The sequence below is a fragment of the Nonomuraea sp. NPDC049637 genome (genome assembly GCF_040675235.1).
Lineage (GTDB): Bacteria > Actinomycetota > Actinomycetes > Streptosporangiales > Streptosporangiaceae > Nonomuraea.
The window spans coordinates 1-16,724 of the sequence record NZ_JBFAOM010000079.1; the positions used below are offsets into that span (position 1 = coordinate 1).

General features: G+C 68.0%; 16 protein-coding genes. 9 read left to right on the top strand and 7 right to left on the bottom strand.

All coding sequences use genetic code 11. The annotated features are described in order from the left end of the window. On the bottom strand, window positions 1-205 hold a 205-nt coding region (locus tag AB0J71_RS47790; RefSeq protein WP_364420953.1), incomplete at its 3' end, for a hypothetical protein. 276 nt (window positions 206-481) lie between these two features. Between AB0J71_RS47790 and AB0J71_RS47795 the strand changes: the two genes are divergently transcribed. Beyond that, complete coding sequence (locus tag AB0J71_RS47795) at window positions 482-847, top strand: hypothetical protein (RefSeq protein WP_364420955.1); 366 nt, start codon at window positions 482-484, stop codon at window positions 845-847. 151 nt (window positions 848-998) lie between these two features. Here AB0J71_RS47795 and AB0J71_RS47800 read toward each other — a convergent pair whose 3' ends face one another. Together AB0J71_RS47800 and AB0J71_RS47805 are read right to left on the bottom strand one after the other, a co-directional pair. Continuing rightward, window positions 999-1,547, bottom strand: coding sequence for a GNAT family N-acetyltransferase (locus AB0J71_RS47800; protein ID WP_364420956.1), 549 nt, complete (start codon window positions 1,545-1,547; stop codon window positions 999-1,001). Beyond that, window positions 1,547-2,104, bottom strand: coding sequence for a CGNR zinc finger domain-containing protein (locus AB0J71_RS47805; RefSeq protein ID WP_364420959.1), 558 nt, complete (start codon window positions 2,102-2,104; stop codon window positions 1,547-1,549). The genes AB0J71_RS47800 and AB0J71_RS47805 overlap by 1 nt, the downstream gene beginning before the upstream one ends. A gap of 268 nt (window positions 2,105-2,372) precedes the next feature. On the opposite strand from AB0J71_RS47805, the gene AB0J71_RS47810 reads away from it, so the two are divergent. Further along, window positions 2,373-3,059 carry a hypothetical protein gene (locus AB0J71_RS47810; protein WP_364420961.1) on the top strand — a complete coding sequence of 229 codons (687 nt, stop codon included), beginning with the start codon at window positions 2,373-2,375 and terminating at the stop codon, window positions 3,057-3,059. A gap of 611 nt (window positions 3,060-3,670) precedes the next feature. Here the strand turns inward: AB0J71_RS47810 and AB0J71_RS47815 are convergent. The 4 genes from AB0J71_RS47815 to AB0J71_RS47830 form a co-directional block, all read right to left on the bottom strand. Then, window positions 3,671-4,138, bottom strand: a complete 468-nt coding sequence (locus AB0J71_RS47815; protein ID WP_364420963.1) for a hypothetical protein — start codon at window positions 4,136-4,138, stop codon at window positions 3,671-3,673. Between the two features lie 118 nt (window positions 4,139-4,256). After that, window positions 4,257-5,189 (bottom strand): hypothetical protein, encoded by a 933-nt coding sequence (locus AB0J71_RS47820; RefSeq protein ID WP_364420965.1) that lies wholly within the window; start codon window positions 5,187-5,189, stop codon window positions 4,257-4,259. Between the two features lie 454 nt (window positions 5,190-5,643). After that, window positions 5,644-5,844, bottom strand: coding sequence for a hypothetical protein (locus tag AB0J71_RS47825; RefSeq protein ID WP_364420967.1), 201 nt, complete (start codon window positions 5,842-5,844; stop codon window positions 5,644-5,646). A 386-nt stretch (window positions 5,845-6,230) separates the two neighbouring features. Next, window positions 6,231-6,671, bottom strand: a complete 441-nt coding sequence (locus tag AB0J71_RS47830) for a hypothetical protein (RefSeq protein WP_364420969.1) — start codon at window positions 6,669-6,671, stop codon at window positions 6,231-6,233. A 664-nt stretch (window positions 6,672-7,335) separates the two neighbouring features. Here AB0J71_RS47830 and AB0J71_RS47835 point away from each other — a divergent pair. The 7 genes from AB0J71_RS47835 (at window position 7,336) to AB0J71_RS47865 (ending at window position 16,568) form a co-directional block, all read left to right on the top strand. Beyond that, window positions 7,336-9,966, top strand: a complete 2,631-nt coding sequence (locus AB0J71_RS47835) for a BTAD domain-containing putative transcriptional regulator (RefSeq protein WP_364420971.1) — start codon at window positions 7,336-7,338, stop codon at window positions 9,964-9,966. 166 nt (window positions 9,967-10,132) lie between these two features. After that, entirely contained in the window at window positions 10,133-10,342 is a 210-nt protein-coding gene (locus tag AB0J71_RS47840; protein WP_364420973.1) for a hypothetical protein, read from the top strand. Between the two features lie 207 nt (window positions 10,343-10,549). Next, on the top strand, window positions 10,550-10,834 hold the full coding sequence (locus AB0J71_RS47845) for a hypothetical protein (protein ID WP_364420976.1): 285 nt from the start codon (window positions 10,550-10,552) through the stop codon (window positions 10,832-10,834). 458 nt (window positions 10,835-11,292) lie between these two features. Next, entirely contained in the window at window positions 11,293-12,237 is a 945-nt protein-coding gene (locus AB0J71_RS47850) for a hypothetical protein (RefSeq protein WP_364420978.1), read from the top strand. Window positions 12,238-12,779: 542 nt separating this feature from the next. Further along, window positions 12,780-15,005, top strand: a complete 2,226-nt coding sequence (locus AB0J71_RS47855) for a hypothetical protein (protein WP_364420980.1) — start codon at window positions 12,780-12,782, stop codon at window positions 15,003-15,005. Beyond that, on the top strand, window positions 15,002-15,382 hold the full coding sequence (locus tag AB0J71_RS47860) for a hypothetical protein (protein ID WP_364420982.1): 381 nt from the start codon (window positions 15,002-15,004) through the stop codon (window positions 15,380-15,382). Before AB0J71_RS47855 ends, AB0J71_RS47860 begins: the two co-directional genes overlap by 4 nt. Window positions 15,383-16,199: 817 nt before the next feature. Further along, a complete protein-coding gene (locus AB0J71_RS47865; RefSeq protein ID WP_364420984.1) occupies window positions 16,200-16,568 on the top strand; it encodes a hypothetical protein in 369 nt (122 codons plus the stop codon). The last annotated feature ends 156 nt before the right edge of the window (window positions 16,569-16,724 follow it).

Consider the following 16,724-nt stretch of genomic DNA (forward strand, 5'->3'; position numbering starts at 1 on the left):
CCTGCAGGGAGTCCACACCGAAAGCCGCCCCGACTTCCTGGTCGCCCAGACCCAGGATCTGGTGGGGACAGCACCAGTCGCCGTTCACGCTCAACCGGTCGAGGCACGGCGTGCCGAATCTGATCGTCACCGGCCTGCGCGTACCGTCCCCGGCAAGAGCCTCCAGCTGCCGCTCGACGGCGATTTCGCCCAGCTCGTACGTCATCTCCATACTCCCAGTCTGCGGGAGCCCCCAGACTGGTATCCCTTCACAGCTCGATATGGGCGAGGAACTCTTCCCCTTCGCCTGGGGTGAGGTCGCGGTATTCCTCGCTGGGCCGCTCGGCGTGGCGGCGGGCGATGAACGCTCGATGGTGAGTGATCGCGTCTTCGGGGTGGATCGCGTTGACCCCGGACCTGGACTGCTTGGGTCTCGGTGCCGTGGGCTCGGGAGGTGATCGACGGGCCGGTCCTGCGCGGACGCGCGTTAGGCTGGCGGGTCGTGCGTGCCATCCTGCGTGACGGGCCGGTCATCCGTGTCAGCGACGACCCCGATGGCGTCATCGGGGAGTTTCTGGAGTACGCGCTGTCGGCGCATGCGCTGTCCGGGCGGGAGCGGACCGAGCTGGCCGACGATCTCGCGGAGCGGTTCGCCCCGGACGGGCGGGGGCTGACGGTGCCGGATCTGTTCGTCGCCTACCGGGCCGTCGAACCGGACGACCTGCCTCCCTGCCCGGAGGAGGTCCGGGTGGAGCTCGGGCGCGTCGAGCTGTGGGTGCTCACACGCCTCCGGTTCCGCGGGCGGCCGGAGGCGTCGGCGGTCATCGAGGGGGACGAGGTGCGGCGGCTGCTGAGCGAGGTGCTCTAGTGAGCTGGCGCGGAGAGCCGGTAAAGGTCTTCGCCGTCGGCGTTGTCGGCCCACTGCAGGGTCAGCGACGTGTCCACAGTCCGACCTCCTCGATCGTCCGGTCCCCGGTCGACCGCACCGGGGAAGGCCGAGGAGGTCCGATTCTGGTTCTTCACGAGGTCGCGGGGGTCGGGCGGTCGAGGCGGTAGATGTAGTGGAGGGGGTCGTCGATCGGGTTGTCGGGAGACAGGTCGCCCTCGCCGACCCGATGCAGGCCGGCCTTCTCCAGCGCTCGCCAGGAGGCGACGTTGGCGGCCGAGACCGGCACGATGACGCATGTGGCCTGAGGCCGTTCCTTCCAGGTCAGCTCCAGCATGGCGCGGATCATCGAGGTGCCCAGGCCCTTGCCCACCTGAGCGGGGTCGCCGATCAGGTAGTCGATCTCCACCGCGCCCTCGGGCACGGGGACGATTTCCCGCAGCGGGAGCAGGTCCTCGGGGTAGTCGGCCAGCCACGCCCGCTGGACGAGGCCGAGCGGGCGGCCGTCCAGGAAGGCGAGCAGGTCCTCGCCGGGCTCCTCGCCACGGGTGCCGGGACCGAAGTTGCGGATCACCGCCTCCATCGAGGTCTCGTGGTTCCACCAGCGGGCCACATGCGGCTGCTCCAGCCAGGTCTTCAGCAGCGGGAAGTCTTCCTCGGCGAGCCGGCGAAAGGTGATCATCAGGACCCTCCTCGGGGGAGATGGCGACGGTAGTAGCGGGCCTGGCGGTCACGGTGACCGCAGGAGGGGTCGCACCAGCGTCGGCGTGGATGGTTTTTGACGAAGAACAGCGAGCAGCCCGGCCCCTGGCAGCGCCGCAGGTTCTCCGCCTGGGGGCCGGCCAGCAGTTCGATGCAGCAGGTGGCGATGCGGCCGAGCGCCGCGTCCGGCTCGCGGACGGTGTCCAGCCAGCGGGCGGTGGGCCGGTCGGACCACTCCAGTTGCAGGCAGGTGGGCGCCGCGGCAGCGAACGCGTTGAGCCGCCGAACGGTCGCGGCGTCCGGGTCACGACCCCGGGTCGCGGCCGACATGACGGCGTGAACCGTGTCCCGCAGGGTGCGGACCTGCTCGCCGTACTGGCCCATGGCGGCGTGTTCGGGGGCGACTTGCGCGAACCACAGATCGATCCACTGGGGGTCGCGCAGGTAGTCCATCTGGTCGCCGAGGCCGTACAGGGTGTTGGCGAACTCCACGACGACAGGCTCTGTCCCCAGGATCGGGAACTCCACATCGATCACAATGCTGACGGTAGCATGCCGGTCTAAGCGTCAGTATCTGGATTAGGCCGCCCCTGTCCGACAGGCGGTGCGCGAGCAGGGGCTGCACGGCATGGTCGCTGAACGCCTGGACTCCCTCACGAACCCGGCCACTCCCGATCCTGGCTGTTCATCCCCTCCTGATCCGCAAGTCCCCAGAGCACACGCGGACCCGGTACTTCGCCGCGGAGCGCGTACCTGATCACTGCTGTGATGGCCCCTGCTTCTCGACCACCATGGGGGGAAATCCATGCAGAAGAACGTCCGCTTACGCCTGATGGCGCTGAGCCTCGCTTGTGCCGTCGTGCCCTTCCTGGGCGCGGGCGCCGCCGCGGCGCGGACCACCGACGACCCGGACCTCACGCGGCAGTCCACCGCCGCCGCGGGCAAGCCGCCCACCAGGGACACGACGGGCCCACGCGGCCAGGTCCCCGGCGGCTTCGCGGACTGGAACGCGCTCTTTTCCGAGCAGACCCGGCTGAACGGGGTGGCCGACCGCATCCTGGCCAGGGCCGAGACCGCCGACGGGTACGGCGGCATCATCGTCGCTCCCGAGAACCACGAGGTACGCCTGTACTGGAAGGGTTCGATGCCCTCGGCCGTGCAGTCCCTGATCGACGAGGGACGGCTGACGGCCCCGGTGTCCGTGCTGCCCGCCGCCCACTCTTATGCCGAACTCCTCGCCGAGGCGGACAAGTGGAGCGAGTCCGGCCAGGTGACGGGGGCGGCCCCGCAGCCGGACGGCAGCGGCGTGCAGATCTCGGTCGCGGGGCCAGGACACCAGCCCCGACCAGCTCCAGCGACCGAGCGGCGCCACCGCGCTGATCACCTTGGACCGGGGCGAGAGCTTCGACCCGGGCGGCCGGACCTGGAACGCCACGACCGGCGCCGGCTGCACCAAGCAGCCCGGCTACCAGTACTGACCAGCAGAGGCTGAGCGCCGTCTGACGGTGAGGGCCGCCCGAGGAGGGCCGCTTCGGCAAGGCCGATCCCCGCGATGGCGGGGATCGGCCGTAGGCAATGGTCAGGATCGGAGAAGCGTGCCCGAGCCCTGGACATGCGGCCCACGGGCGCAGGGATGGTCCGCAAGTGGAAGATCGAGGCTGAGGGCCGCCGGGTGCCCACGGGCGCGGGGACGGTCGTGAGCCGCCGCCAGCGGCCCAGGGGGCGAACGTGCGGCCCACGGACGCGGGGACGGGCGCATGGAGAAGAGCCGCCCGGCCCCCTCGCTGTTCAAGGGGGCCGGGCGGCTCTCAGTGGTGCTGGTGGTTGGATGCTGGTGGTCAGGGCGTCCGGGGCCAGTAGCTACGGTCCCGGACGCCTCTACTGTTGGGTCGGCACCCGGGGCAGGTGCGCGTGCCGGTGGCCGACGTCGACGGCCTGGCCGTGCTCGCGCAGCCGGGCGGCCAGGATCTCGACCAGTCCGGCGGCGCTTTCCGGACTACGCGATGCTTGTCGCCGGCGCAGCCGAGGGCGACGTGCGCGGGCCTGCGGGCAGCGTCGCGTACGCCGCCAGGTTGTGGACCAGCTCGACGGCGCCGGACGAGATCAGTCCGCGATGATGTACTCCGGAGCGCATGCCGACTCATAGACCCACTGGTGGGAGGAGATGGCGCCACCCATGTTGTAGCGCTTGTTCTGCTCGTATATGCGCGGGCTGAAGGAGAACTTGGACAGGTCTGGCGCCCAGTCGCCGGTCTTCAGGCAGGCGTAGCCCCAATCCCAGGAGTAGGCGGTGTAGTCGTACAGAGCCACGACGCTCTTACCCTCGTCGTAACCGTTGTTCAGCACCGAGTAAGCAGCGTTGGTGTCTCCTCCGCTGAACCCGCCACCGGACGCGCCCCAGTCGGAGTCGTTGCCCACGTCCGCACCCAGGTCGCCGGTGCGGCAGTCGAGGCCGGTGAAGGCATGGACCTTCCCAGTGGTGTGCAGGTTGATGTCGTAGCAGGTGCCGGCCAGCGCGGTCGCGGATGCGGGCGTGGAGCCCAGCGGGATGGAGACAACCGCAGCAGTCATGGCAGCAGCGGCCAGGACGGATCGGATCTTACTCAAAGGGATTCTCCTTCGTTCGCCTCACGCGAGGCGGGATGCTCCGCGGCGGTCACCGCGGAAGTCGTTCGGGCACCGGAGCGCGTCAACCACCCGTTGAGGGGAGGTCGGGTACGAGCTCGACGGCGCGCTGCAGTGCAGTTCGCTGCAAGGCTCGATGCGTCGCCAGATCGTCGGCGAAGCGGGCCTCGACCGGAGCCCGGTAGGAGGCGGCCAGGCTGCGGGCGGTGGTGCCCAAGGCCGATTCCCTAGCGCAGGAGGCCTCCGCCACGGCGAGCTTCACCTCAACGGGATGGGCCTGGGCAGGGGCCAGACCATCCGTCAGGCGAGGCAGCGTCTGACGGATCTCCGCCGGACTCCTAAAGGCGTGCCCACGCTTGCGCATGCATGTGCTCCAAGCGGCCAGCGCGGCGATGTACCGGCGGTCCTGCGCCACCTGGGGCATGTAGAGCGGCAGCAGATTGCTGACGAACCTGTCCAGGCGAAACCATGTCTGTCCGTCACCGTAGAGTTCCTGCTTGGCGTGGGCTTCGCAGCCGCCGAGCGCGTGCTGGACCGTCATGCCGGTGGGTAGCTTCGCGGTCACCACCCGTCTGTCAGAACCGCCCTTGAGTGCCACGAGATAGCGGTCGAGATCGGCCTTGTCGAGGCTTCTGCGATACGCGATGTTGGGATCGGTCCGCGCCTGCCGGTTCTCTTCGGCACGGATGAGGCCGCCGTAGCCGTACTGCTTGGCCCAGATGAGGTCGTCGAGCACGACCTCGAACGGGCGGCGCTCCACGGCCTTAGGCGCAGGAGGAACCCAGTAGCGGAATTGCTGCCGCGCCATGCACTGCTGGACGAGAACGGACTCGGCCTGGTCCAGGCGGATGCGGTCAGCCGCGGTGAGCGCGCGGGTGACGTTGCCCTCCCCTTGAGGCGGTGGAGTCGAGGACCGTCCAGCACAAGAGGCCGTCAGCCCGCAGGCCAGTACGAGAAGCAAGGATCCCCAATGCCTGCCTCTTGCGAATGTCGCCACGCGTCCTCCTTCGTTCCTGTGGCAGATCAGCTATTAGTCACGTCGCGGCTTCTGCTGCAGATGTGCGCATGTGCCGATTGCTTCGGCTCATGGAGCCCGCTCCAGAAAGACGAAAGATCAGGTAGCTCGGAATGGGCTATCGCGCCAGATGCGCCGCCGCGCTCGCCGGTCCGGTGAGAATCAGGCCGGCCGGATAGAGCGGGTGACGCCGACTGTGATGGACCATGCGACATGTCTTTGCCTGTATGGGGAACTGCGTAGTCCCCGGCTAAGTAACTGGTGGATTGTCTGAAAGACCTCATCTCGCTGCTGCAGGACAAGGTTGAGAAATGCGAAGCATGTCGCTCTCTGTATTGGTGGGCCGAGCCAGGTCATCCAGACCAGGATGACCTGGCTCGGCAGGGGCGCGAGCCTGGCCCTGGGTACGGTCCTGGCCGGGGATCCAGTACGGGCCTCAGCCTCCGGTGCTGGGGTAGAAGTCTTCCTTCATCGGGGCGATCCCGCCGCTGTGGGGCCAGAAGTCGTCGCCCATCGGGGCGATCCCGTCGGCGCCGGGGTAGTGGTCTTCCTTGGCAGCTGCGGGGTTGGCGGCCAGGGCGAGTCCGGCTGCGGTCAGCAGCCCGATCGTGGCCAGTTTGAGCGTTGTCTTGGTCATGTCGTCACCTCTCGTCACATTGATGGATGATCTCCGCCCGTGCCCGGGGCCTGAGCACGGGACTTCAGTGAATGATGGGGGTCGCTGGCTGTCTCTGTGTTCCAGCCTGAGCAGGAACACGCAGCTTGCAGCCTTCGTCTGTTGGCGGCCTTGTCGACAATCCCAGCTGCGGTGGACCCCGTGTGAGGCCGCCTGGAGCGGGCGCCCCTGGGCGGCCGTGCTGGTCGGGTTCGTGCGCCGGTCGCTGGGCTTGGCCGGATGGACGCCGCCGTCTTCAACAGCGCCCGAGTCGGTTGAGGGCCTGGACGGCGGCCCGGCAGCTCGGTTCAACGCCCGTTGGGGGCATCAGGTTGGAGCAGTTCCGCCCGATCACCGGCCGATATGGACTACCCGTTGCACGGGGAGGATTTCGAGTTGACCCAGTTGATGTAGATGACGGTCGCGGGGAGGTAGGCCCCGCCGGTCACCTCGTATCCCGCCAAGACGTTTTTGTCCTCGGCGCGGTGAACGCACTTCGTCTTGGTTATGCCGTCCGGAAAGGCGTACGTGACCACGACGTGGTCCTCGTCGGCGGGCCAGCCGTAGTTGAAGAAGGATCGGACACCGCGATACTCACTGTTGTAGGCGGTGACCGGCCCGTAGTCCTCGCCCCGACCGATGCCGATCTTGCTGCCTTCGGAGAGGGTCTCCGACCAATACATGCAGAAGTCGCCCCGCGCGCAGCCGTACATGCGATCGGGAAGGCTCGCCGCGCTCGCCGGCGACGCGAACGCCAGCCCTGCCAGAGAGGCGGCGGCGACGGCCGCCGGGATGAACCTTCGCAGCATGAGTTCTCCTCGCTTTGTTGCCTGGGCGGTCCCGGGTCGAGAGATGGCCTGGCCCGCCGATCAGATGGCAGCAGGTAGGGGCCAGTTTTGGTAGCTGCTGAATTGTCCGGAACCCCGATTCGCCACTCAAGACAAATGTGATCGCGGTGCTCGGGTCGAGGAACGCGAGAACAATCATGAGCGGTACGGGCTGTTCAGCCAGAGCGCGGTGAGGCCGGTCAGCGGCATGGACTCTCGCAGTCGCATGCAGTCAAGGTAGAAGAGACCTGTTTGGTTCAGGTTGGTTCCCTGTTGGGTCCCCAACGCCAGGTGGGCGCCGATGCGCAAGCTCCGTCAGGGGCGGCGACGGGCACTTGCTCGCCGACGGGAGAGTCCTAGCGAGACGGCAAAGCTGGCGGTCCATGTCGCCATGGTCGGGTCTGAAGCTGTCTCACATGGCCATCGCAGACCGCGCTGGGCTGCTTGAACAGCCCGTACCGCTCCTTGATGCCGTGGTGTTCCTCGACCCCGATGACGGGGAGCTGGTTGCTGGTAGCCTCGCTGGAGCGCCGACCAGCACGACTTCAGTCGACCAAGACACGCACGCTCGAATGCTGCTCGCCTCAGATCCAGCCTCCACGAGGGGATATGGCTTGCCTGCTCGGGGACCTTCATAATCAGCTCGGTGGAAATCGGGGTGCTCGGGGCAGTGACGGTCGACGGCGTGGCAATTCCGGCCGGCAAGCAGTTGACCTTGCTGGCTGCGTTGGCCTGCCACGCCAACCGGCCGGTGTCTGGCGAGGTCCTGGCGCGGGCGGCATGGCCATCGGCGGCGCCGTCGCCCGGCACGTTCCGGTGGCACCTGCACCGGCTACGCGCCACCGTAGGAGACAGGCTGGTGCGCGGGGGTGATGGCCACATGCTGATCGTTGCTGATGACGAGCTGGACGCGGTCCGGTTCACGCGATTGATCCAGCGCGCCGCCCTCGAGCCGGCCGAGCGCGCCTTGCCCTTACTGGATCAGGCATTGGCCCTGTGGCGAGGCGAGGCCTACAGCGGACTGCACGATCTGGAGGACATCAGAGTCGAGGCCGCCGCACTGCATGAGGCGCGGCTGGCAGCGATCGAGGCACGCGCGAAGGCTCTGATGCTGTTAGGGCGTCATGCCGAATGCGCCAGTGACATGGCCACCGCGGTGGCCGAGCAGCCGCTGCGTGAATCGTTCATCGAGCTGTGGTTGCGTGCCCTGGCAGCGGACGGCCGTCCCGCTGAGGCACTACGGGCGTACGGGCGCATCCGTGCCCAACTGGTGGAGGAGCTCGGCGTCGAGCCGAGTGGTCCGCTGCGTCGCCTTCATGAGGAACTGCTCCGCCACGACCCGGCTCCTCGCCTGCTGCCGCCCGACGTGTACGCCTTCACCGGCCGCATGAAGGAACTGGCCGTGCTGGATCAGCTCCTGCACGGCCCGCCGAACGTGGCCGTCATCAGCGGAGTGGGCGGCGTCGGCAAATCCGGACTGGCCCTGCACTGGGCTCATCAGTCCAGCGACCACTTCCCCGACGGGCAGCTCTATGCCGACCTTGGCCGGCACACCGTGGCAGAGGTGTTGACCCGCTTTCTGGCTGTGCTCGGTGTGATCCTCATTCCTGAGGATCACACCGAGCGCGTGGCGTTGTACCGCCAGATGCTGGCAGAGCGGCGGATGCTCATCCTCCTCGACAACGCGTCCGGGAGCGTGGAGGTGGAGCCTCTGCTCCCGGGAGCATCAGGCTGCGTGACGATGGTCACAGGACGGAGCAGGTTCGAAAAGCTGGTCGCCGACCGCGGGGCGCTGCTGATCCAGCTTGAGGTGCTGCCTCCCGCCGAGGCCGCCCTGCTGATAGGCCGCATCGCCCGCATCGATCCCGGCCATGCGGCAACGCTGGTCGAACTGTGCGCCAGGTTGCCGCTGGCCCTTCGTGTGGCCGGCGCGCGGCTGGTGACCCGCCCCGGCTGGAGTCCAGAGATCCTGGCCGCCAGACTCACCGAGGAACGGCGGCTGGACGAGCTGCGCGCGGGCGAACTGGATGTCCGCGCCTGCCTGGAGGCCGGCTATCAGGACCTGCCTGACGTTGAGCGGACCCTGTTCGTGTGCCTTGGCCTGATACCGGCCCCCACCTTCACCGCCTGGATGGCCGCGGCCTTGCTGAACGTGCCCGTCAGTACGGGCGGGGACCTGCTGGAACGGCTGGCCGAACGACAACTTCTCCAACCTCAGGGCCTCGACGTGGCCGGACAGGAACGCTATCGCTTTCACGATCTGATCCGGCTGCTGGCCCGCGAGCGTGCCGGGAGCGGGCCGGAGCAGGACAGCGTTCGTGATCGCTTCCTGTCGTGCCTGCTCGCGCTTGCCAAGGACGCCTGTGAGCGTGCATACGCAGGCGGGTTCCGCCTGATGGACAGCGGCGCCCCGCAGTGGCGGCCGCGAGGTCAGGTGCTACCCGATGAGCCGATGACATGGATGGCAGCCGAGCGCGAGACCCTGATCACCGGCATTCATCACGCCGCCGAACGCGGATACGCCGCCATGTGCTGGGACCTCGCACTGGCCGGCGTCCGGCTGTTCGAGATCCACGGACAGTTCGTGGACTGGGAGCAGACTGCGCGGCGCGCGTTACAGGTCTGCCGCGACCAGGACGACATGCGAGGCGTGGGGGCCATGCTCGCCTCGCTGTCCGGGGTCGAGGCGTTTCAGCGTCGGCACGAAACGTCCCTCGCCCTGGCCAAGGAAGCGCTGCCGTTGCTGGGCGAGAGTTCCATCAAGGCGCTGACGCTGGGCAACCTCAGCGCCGCGGAGCGGGCGCTGGGGGATGAGAAGTCCGCTCTGGCGCACATCACCCAAGCCGTGTCCCTCGCCGCCGAACTGGGTGACACCCTCAGCGAGGCGATTCTGCTCGCGCGATTGGCCTTCCTCAACGGGGGAGACCCACGCCCGATGCTGGACAAGGCCTTGAAGCTCGCGGCGGGCAACACCCGCGTGTCCTTGCTGATCTCCCTGTCCGACCTTCACGCTTCGGTGAGAGCTGGTCGCCACGCTTACGCCGAGACGCTGTCGCTGAGGGCCATCGAGGACGCCCGCCGCTCGGGTGATCGGGTGGCAGAACGGGACGCCTTGTCCCTGCGCGCCGACAGTCTCATCGCGCTGCGACGCCCTGCCGAAGCGGCTGTCTGCCTGCGCCGCGCTCACGAGTTGGCCGTGATCCAGAACGTACCGCTGGAGGCCCAGCGGATATCCGCGATCCTCAAGAGCCTATCCCTGCTCGCGGCCGAAGGCTGAGGACACGACCGGGCACGCGTGACCGGGCAACAGGGGAATGGCGGAGCCAAGAAGGAAGATTCTCCGGCGTCGCGAAACGGCCCGGAAGCTGTGGGTGAGCGACGCCGGTGATGCCGTCGAGCAGACGATCACCGTCGAGTAGGACGCGCGCGATGCCTGGGCCCAGGTGGCCGAGCACGAACGCGCCCGCGGCGCGGCCGAGCAGGCCCGCGACGACGCCCTGCGCGAGCGGGACCAGGCCCAGGCCGAGCAGCACCAGACGGCCGCCGCGCTGGAGGAGACGCGCGGCGAGCTCGACCAGCTGCGCACCGAGCTGGCCGAGCACGCCCGTCAGGCCGACGCCCTGCGGGCCGAACTCGCCGTCGCCGCCCGCTAGCGCGCCGAGCACGACAGCCGCCAGGCCCACGTCCGGGCCAAGACCGCCGAGAGCCGCGCAGAGACCGCCCGGCAGGAGGCGGCCGACGCGCGCCTGGCGCTGGCCGCCGCGCAGGGCCAGGCCGCCACAGCCACCCGGCTGCAGGAGCGCGCCGAGGACGAGCTGCGCCACGCCCGCACCGACCGCGACCTCCAGCGCGAGCGCGCCGTGACCGCCGAACAGGTCCGGGAGCTACGTGACCGGCTGGCCGCCGCCCAGACAGCTGCCGGGCTGGTGCTGCCCGACCTGGCCGACCTCAGCGGCGACCTCGGTGAAGGCGTGCGCGGCGTGACGGTGCCTGGCGCTGGTGTCGTCGTCGCCCGGCAGCCGGACGGCGCCGTGGTGCTGCACCACCAGGGTCGGCAGATCCGGGTGGGCGACGGCGAGCACGCTCCGGCCCACGGCCGGGCCCTGGCCGCCGCGCTGCTGGCCCTCTCCTCGCCGCGATCGTGAGTGCCCTGGCACACCCCGCCGCTCCCGGTCGAGGAACCGGCGGACAGCCGTTGGCGGCACCTGGGAGTAACTTGGCTGGATGCTCCGGCAGGGCCTTGGTCACGATGAGCTCGGGCGGTCACTGGACCGCTGCCAAGGGGAGCGGGATCAGCGGAGGAATCCCTGTGAAGGTCAGGGGTGCCCGCGAAGTGCGGCCGGGTCGTGTTCGGGGCGTTCGGGCCCACTTGCTGGCCCAGGATCCGGTTGGCGGCTATGCTTCGCGCATCCGTAGGAGCAGGCCGCCGGCCAGGAGCGCCGCGATGGCCCAGGCCGTGGCTGTGTCTCCGCTGGAAGAGGACGTTGCGATGATGCGGCGACTGGGTCGATCGGATGTGGTGATTCCGGGGAGGCCTGGCAGCAGGTGGGCAGCCAAGGGAGCAGCTGCCGTGAAAGTGCTTGGGGGGCACTAACCTCCGGGCATGGCTGAATCACGGCACCCCCGCCAGATCATCACGCGGCTCGTCGACGGACGCATCTGCGTCTACGACCTGGCTGCCAAGGCCAGCGGCGTGCTGTCACCCGCCACGATTTGTCCACCGTCTCCCGGGGACGACGTCATCGACCACGCAATTGCCGCTGACTTTCAGCGTGTCTACTACACGACTCTGAACGCGGTCGTGTGCGTGACGCCGGACGGAGCCGAGGTATGGCGGTCTGGGCTTGAACCAGAGTCAGTCCAGCGATACCGACACGAGCCTGGCTGTGTGCTGTCGTTCGATGGACGCGTGGTGTGGGTCTACCGCCCTGACGCCATGGCCGGCCGTGACCGACCCGACCAGTGGGTAGCCCTGGACGCCTGGTCCGGAGCGGTCATCGCGCAGGCGGATCTGCAGACCGTCGGGCACGGCGGAGTGCAACTGCTGCACGGGACGAGCGGTCAAGTCCTCCTCAACGTGGGAGAAGGACAGGACGGTTCGGTCATCTACCGCGCCTCACTGACCAAGGCCGGGATCGATCTCTTCTGCTACCCCTGGGACGATCGATGCCTCATCGACCTGTCGCCCGATGGCCGCCAGTTCATGACCGTTGACCACAACCAGGCTGACATCGCCGTCCACGCCTACCCCGAAGGCGGGGTGGCGTTCACCCTCTCGGTCGACGCCTTCGGACACGACCCGGACGAGGCCTATGTGGAATGGTGCGGCGGCTACCTGAGCCCAGACACCGTCATCGTCACCATCGCTGGCGAAACCGAGGACGAGCAGGAGTGGATCCACCACTACCGCGTCGATGCGCGCTCTGGCCAAGTCCAAGCCGAGCGCGACGCGCGCGGGGAGCATTCCTACGACATCCGCCCTCTCGGGGACGGCACCTGGCTCACCACGCATCCATCTGGTCACCCGGTCCGCTGGACCGATTCATAGGAGACCCCGCCGCTGAACTGGGCGAACCTCAGTAGAGCCGCAGTGCCAGGCACTCAGTTCGATGGCCGAGGCAGAAGGTGGATCACGCCCACCGAGGTGTCCTTGACTAGTGAGGCGTGGACGGCGCGAACCATCGGGCTGCCGGGCCAGAGCGGGACGGAGGCCTGCTCCGGCGTGCCTCCGCCGTTCGGGAACTCCGGGGTCGGCACGGCTGTTCTCGACTACCTGGCGGACGCAGCATCCAGGCGTAGGGCCTGCGGAGGCGAGTGAGAGCTGCCCAAGAGACCCCGCCGCGAGCCCGGCGTCGGATGGTCTCCGGGGTGAATTCGCCTGTTCGACTGTCTGGGCGGTCCACCAGCTCATCCTTGAAACCGGAAACTGCGCAAGCAGCTGGACCTACCCGAACCGAACGTCACCCCGCTCCACCGTCAGTGCTGAGAGAGGGCAGTAATGATCGCCACGGGGTGCCAATGAGTCACGATTCGGCACGAAATGGGCCGTATTGGATGCCACTGGAACGGGACAGCAGGAAGATGTCCAGGGTGAGGCGACGCCCCATCCGTTGGTGGAAGCCGGCCGCCCTGCTGGCCATCGCCGCGCTGGCCGCGACAGTGGGTACAGTATGGCGCGCGCTGAATCCGGACGACGACGTCAACGTGGCTGATCTAGCCTCGGCCACGATCACCGCGGCGATGGCTATGGCTGCCGTCGTGACATGGCTCAAGCGCCGCAACACCGCCGCCAACAGGCCCGCCGATGCGACCAGGGCCGCAGACGTACTAGCCGATCTGGTGCGCCAGCAATGGCAGGACGAGGCCCGCAACCGGCTGCTCGACGACCCCGAACCCATCCCCGTCCGCTGGCAACTCACCGCCAACGAGGCGGTGATGAGCACCCCTCGGCTGATCAGCACCGCGACCGAGTTCACCTTCGCCGGCCGCAGCGACGACATCGCCACCCTCGCACGCAACTTTCGCGCCCTGGCCCGGCGACGGCTGGTCATCACTGGTGGCGCGGGCATGGGCAAGACCACCCTGGCCGTCCAGCTGCTGCTGCAATTGCTGGCCACACGCGCAGCCGACCGGACCAGCGTCCGCGAGGGCGAGATCGTGCCGGTGCCGGTGCTGCTACCGCTCTCCGCTTGGGACACGACTACCTATCCCCGGCTGCAGGACTGGCTCGCCGTCCGTCTCGCTCAGGACTACCCGGCTCTTACCGCGCCGGAACTTGGCGTAGGCGCCGCCGCCGCGCTGGCCGAAGGTGGCCACATCCTGCCCGTCCTGGATGGCCTGGACGAAATCCCCGAATCTGCCCGCGTCCAGGTGATCGCGGCACTCAACGAGTCGTCCGATCAGTTCATTCTCACCAGCCGACGCGCAGAGTTCACCGCAGCCGTCAAGGCCGCCGGTCGATCGTTGACCGCCGCCGCGGTCATCGTCCCCAAGCCCGTCAGCTCGCAGGCCGCTGCTGATTACCTGACCGATTGCCTGCCTGCCGCCCCGTCTGATACCTGGAGGCAGACCTTGGTCGCACTGCGATCTGGCGCCGTACCAGGTCTGACCCGGCTGGCCGCCACGCCCCTCGGCCTGTGGCTGATCCGCAGCGTCTATGTGGCCCCTGGAGCCGATCCCGCACCGCTGATCGGTCCCCTCGGCAGCGACGCCGACGCGTTGCGCGCCCACCTGCTCGACCGGCTCATCCCTGCCCTGATCCAGGCTCGCCCACCCAGCACCAACCCCGCTGACCACTTCCGGCCACGCCACCGCCTCGACCCCGCCACCACGCGAAGCCGCCTGACATACCTGGCTCACGCCTTCCCGCCGGCCTCCACCCGAGACATCCCCTGGTGGCACATCGCCAAGACCGCACCTGACATCGGACCAGGCATGAGAGTCGTCATCGGGCTTGTGCTCGGACTTGCGTTCGGGTTGATGATGGGGTCGGTGGGCGGGCTCGAGCTTGGGCTCATGATCGCGTTCATGATCGGGTCCGTCATGCTTGTGGGCGCACCGACGGTCTGGGAGTGGATCGTCCTCGGTGATTGGGTTGATGAAGTGCCCGGCTACGCCAGCTTCCGGCTGCGCGGGCGGGTACTTCCCCTCCTCCGCGCCATCAGAGGCAAGCTCATGTTCGGGCTCTGCACAGGTCCCCTGGTCGGGCTCCTGGTCGCGACTGGGTCGGGTCCGGCGACGCCCGTAACACACCTGTCCAAACCCGGCGCTGGGCTCAGTGCTGGGCTCAGTGCTGGGCTCAGTGCTGGGCTCAGTGCTGGGCTCAGTGCTGGGCTCAGTGCTGGGTTCGCGGCTGGACTCGCCCTCATGCTCGCATCCGCGCTGCTGAAGTGGGCCGAACAACCCACCGTCACATCGACCACCACGCCCCTCTCCAGTTGGCGAGCCGACCGAGCCCTTACCCTTCTTCGCATGGTCGTATTCGGCCTCCCTGTAGGGCTGATACTCGGGCTCCCTGTCGCACTCGTCTTCGGGCCAGATGCCGGGCTGATCCTCGGGCTCGCGAGCGGGCTGGGGACCGGGCTCAAGATGGGGAATCATCATGCGTGGCTGGTATGCACCCTCACGGTGACCAATCTGGCACTCGAGCGTCGGCTTCCCTGGCGTCTCATGGACTTTCTCGACGACGCCCACCGCCTAGGGCTACTACGTGCTAGCGGGCCGGTCTATCAGTTCCGCCACGCCGCTCTGCATGACCACTTGGCCGCAAACGGCGAAGGAATCGCACGGCACACGCGTCAAGTCGATGTCTCATGAGACAAGCGGATCGTGAAGAACAGCACCACAGCGACCTGCGCAACGAGTTCTACGAGCGGGTCCAGGCCCGCGCCGCCCAGGCCGAACGCGAACGCGAGGCCGAACAGGTGTGGGACCTGCGTGAGCGATTGGCCGCGGCGCAGGCCGCCGCCGGGCTGGTGCTGCCCGACCTGGCCGATCTCAGCGGCGACCTCGGCGACGGGGCGCGCGGCGTGAGGCTGCCCGAGGCCGGCATCACCGTCGCCCGGGACCCGGACGGCGCCGTGGTGCTGCACCACCAGGGCCGGGAGATCCGGGTGGGCGACGGTGAGCACGCTCCTGCGCACGGCCGCGCCCTGGCTGCCGCGCTGCTGGCCCTCGCCTTGCCACGATCATGAGCCGTGGCATACCCGCCGCCGCTCCCCGGGGGGAGAGATTGACAAGAGTCGTTGGCGGTCCCCAGGAGTTACTTGGCCTGCTGGCAGGAGCCGCGCCCCGCGGGCCAAGCGAGCGGCATCACCGCAAGTCATGGCGTGTCACTGCGCCACCCGCTGGCGGCCGACTTCGGTCCCGGCTTTGGGGGCTGAAGATCGGCTCGTGCGAGCCATGGCCTCGCGCCCGATAGGGGACGCCCGAGCGGGTCACCACCTTGTCCAGGGCGTTCTGTATGCTGCGAGCCGTCGTTGGGACAACGGCTCGTTGATCCCGTCGGTCCCGTCGGTGTGGCCGACGACGGCGACTTCCTCGCCCTGGGAGCGGTCGATCTGAGCGGCCACCTCCTTCAGGAGGGTACGAGCCTTGGGGGACAAGTCCGCCTTGTTCAGGGCTCCGTCGACAGCCGCACCGCGACGCCTGCCGCCTGACGTCGTCCTGCGCCGCGCACAGGGTCGCGCGAAGAACGATCCATTCACCCGTCCGTGGACGTGACTGTGAGCGCAGTGTCCTGGACACATCCGCGAAGCGGTGCCTTAGCCAAAGCTGAGGTCCGGCAGGCGTCAAGAGGGCAGGTAAACCCAGGCAGTAGATCCGTTCTTAGGAGGAGCAGGTGGCGGATTGCTGCTACTGCAGGTGTTGACCATCGAATACGGCTCAGGACTGAAGACGAGGCACCCATCCTCTTGAAGAATTCGGATCCTCAATTGTGATCCGTGAGCAGGGGCACGACATGGTCCTCGAGGATCACTGTCGTTGCTGTTCATACGAGGAGGGAATCCGATGATAGGCAGAGGCATCGCGATCCTCGCTGCGGCGGCCACGCTTGTCGCCGGGACGGGGATAGCCGACGCCGCGACCGTCGCCAAGCAGACGACGTACCGGAACTTCCAAATCACTGTCCGGACGCGCTACTCAGACTCGATCTGGTTCTGCGGCGACAACCAGTATGGCAATTTCGTGTGCAGCCCCACCATCGACAGTTCCAAGGAGTGGACGCTGCTCAAGAACTGGTGGTGGAAGGGCGGTACCGCCGTCTCGGTTCAAGGGTTCCAGGACAGCACGGGCATAATCCGTGAGAAGTACTGCACTCCGCCGATGTCATCGACCACGTCGAACATCTACAAGTGCGACGCCTACGACAAGCTGTAATCCACCTTCTTTCTCGGATCAAGTCCGGAGCCACATGGTCAGGGCCAGGATGACGGTGCCCGATGAAGAGGTGAACGTACCGGGCGGCGCGCTGCGCGGCCGGATCTTCTCGCCGCAGTCCTCGCGCGGCGGCGTGTGTCGGGTAGCCGGGACGTC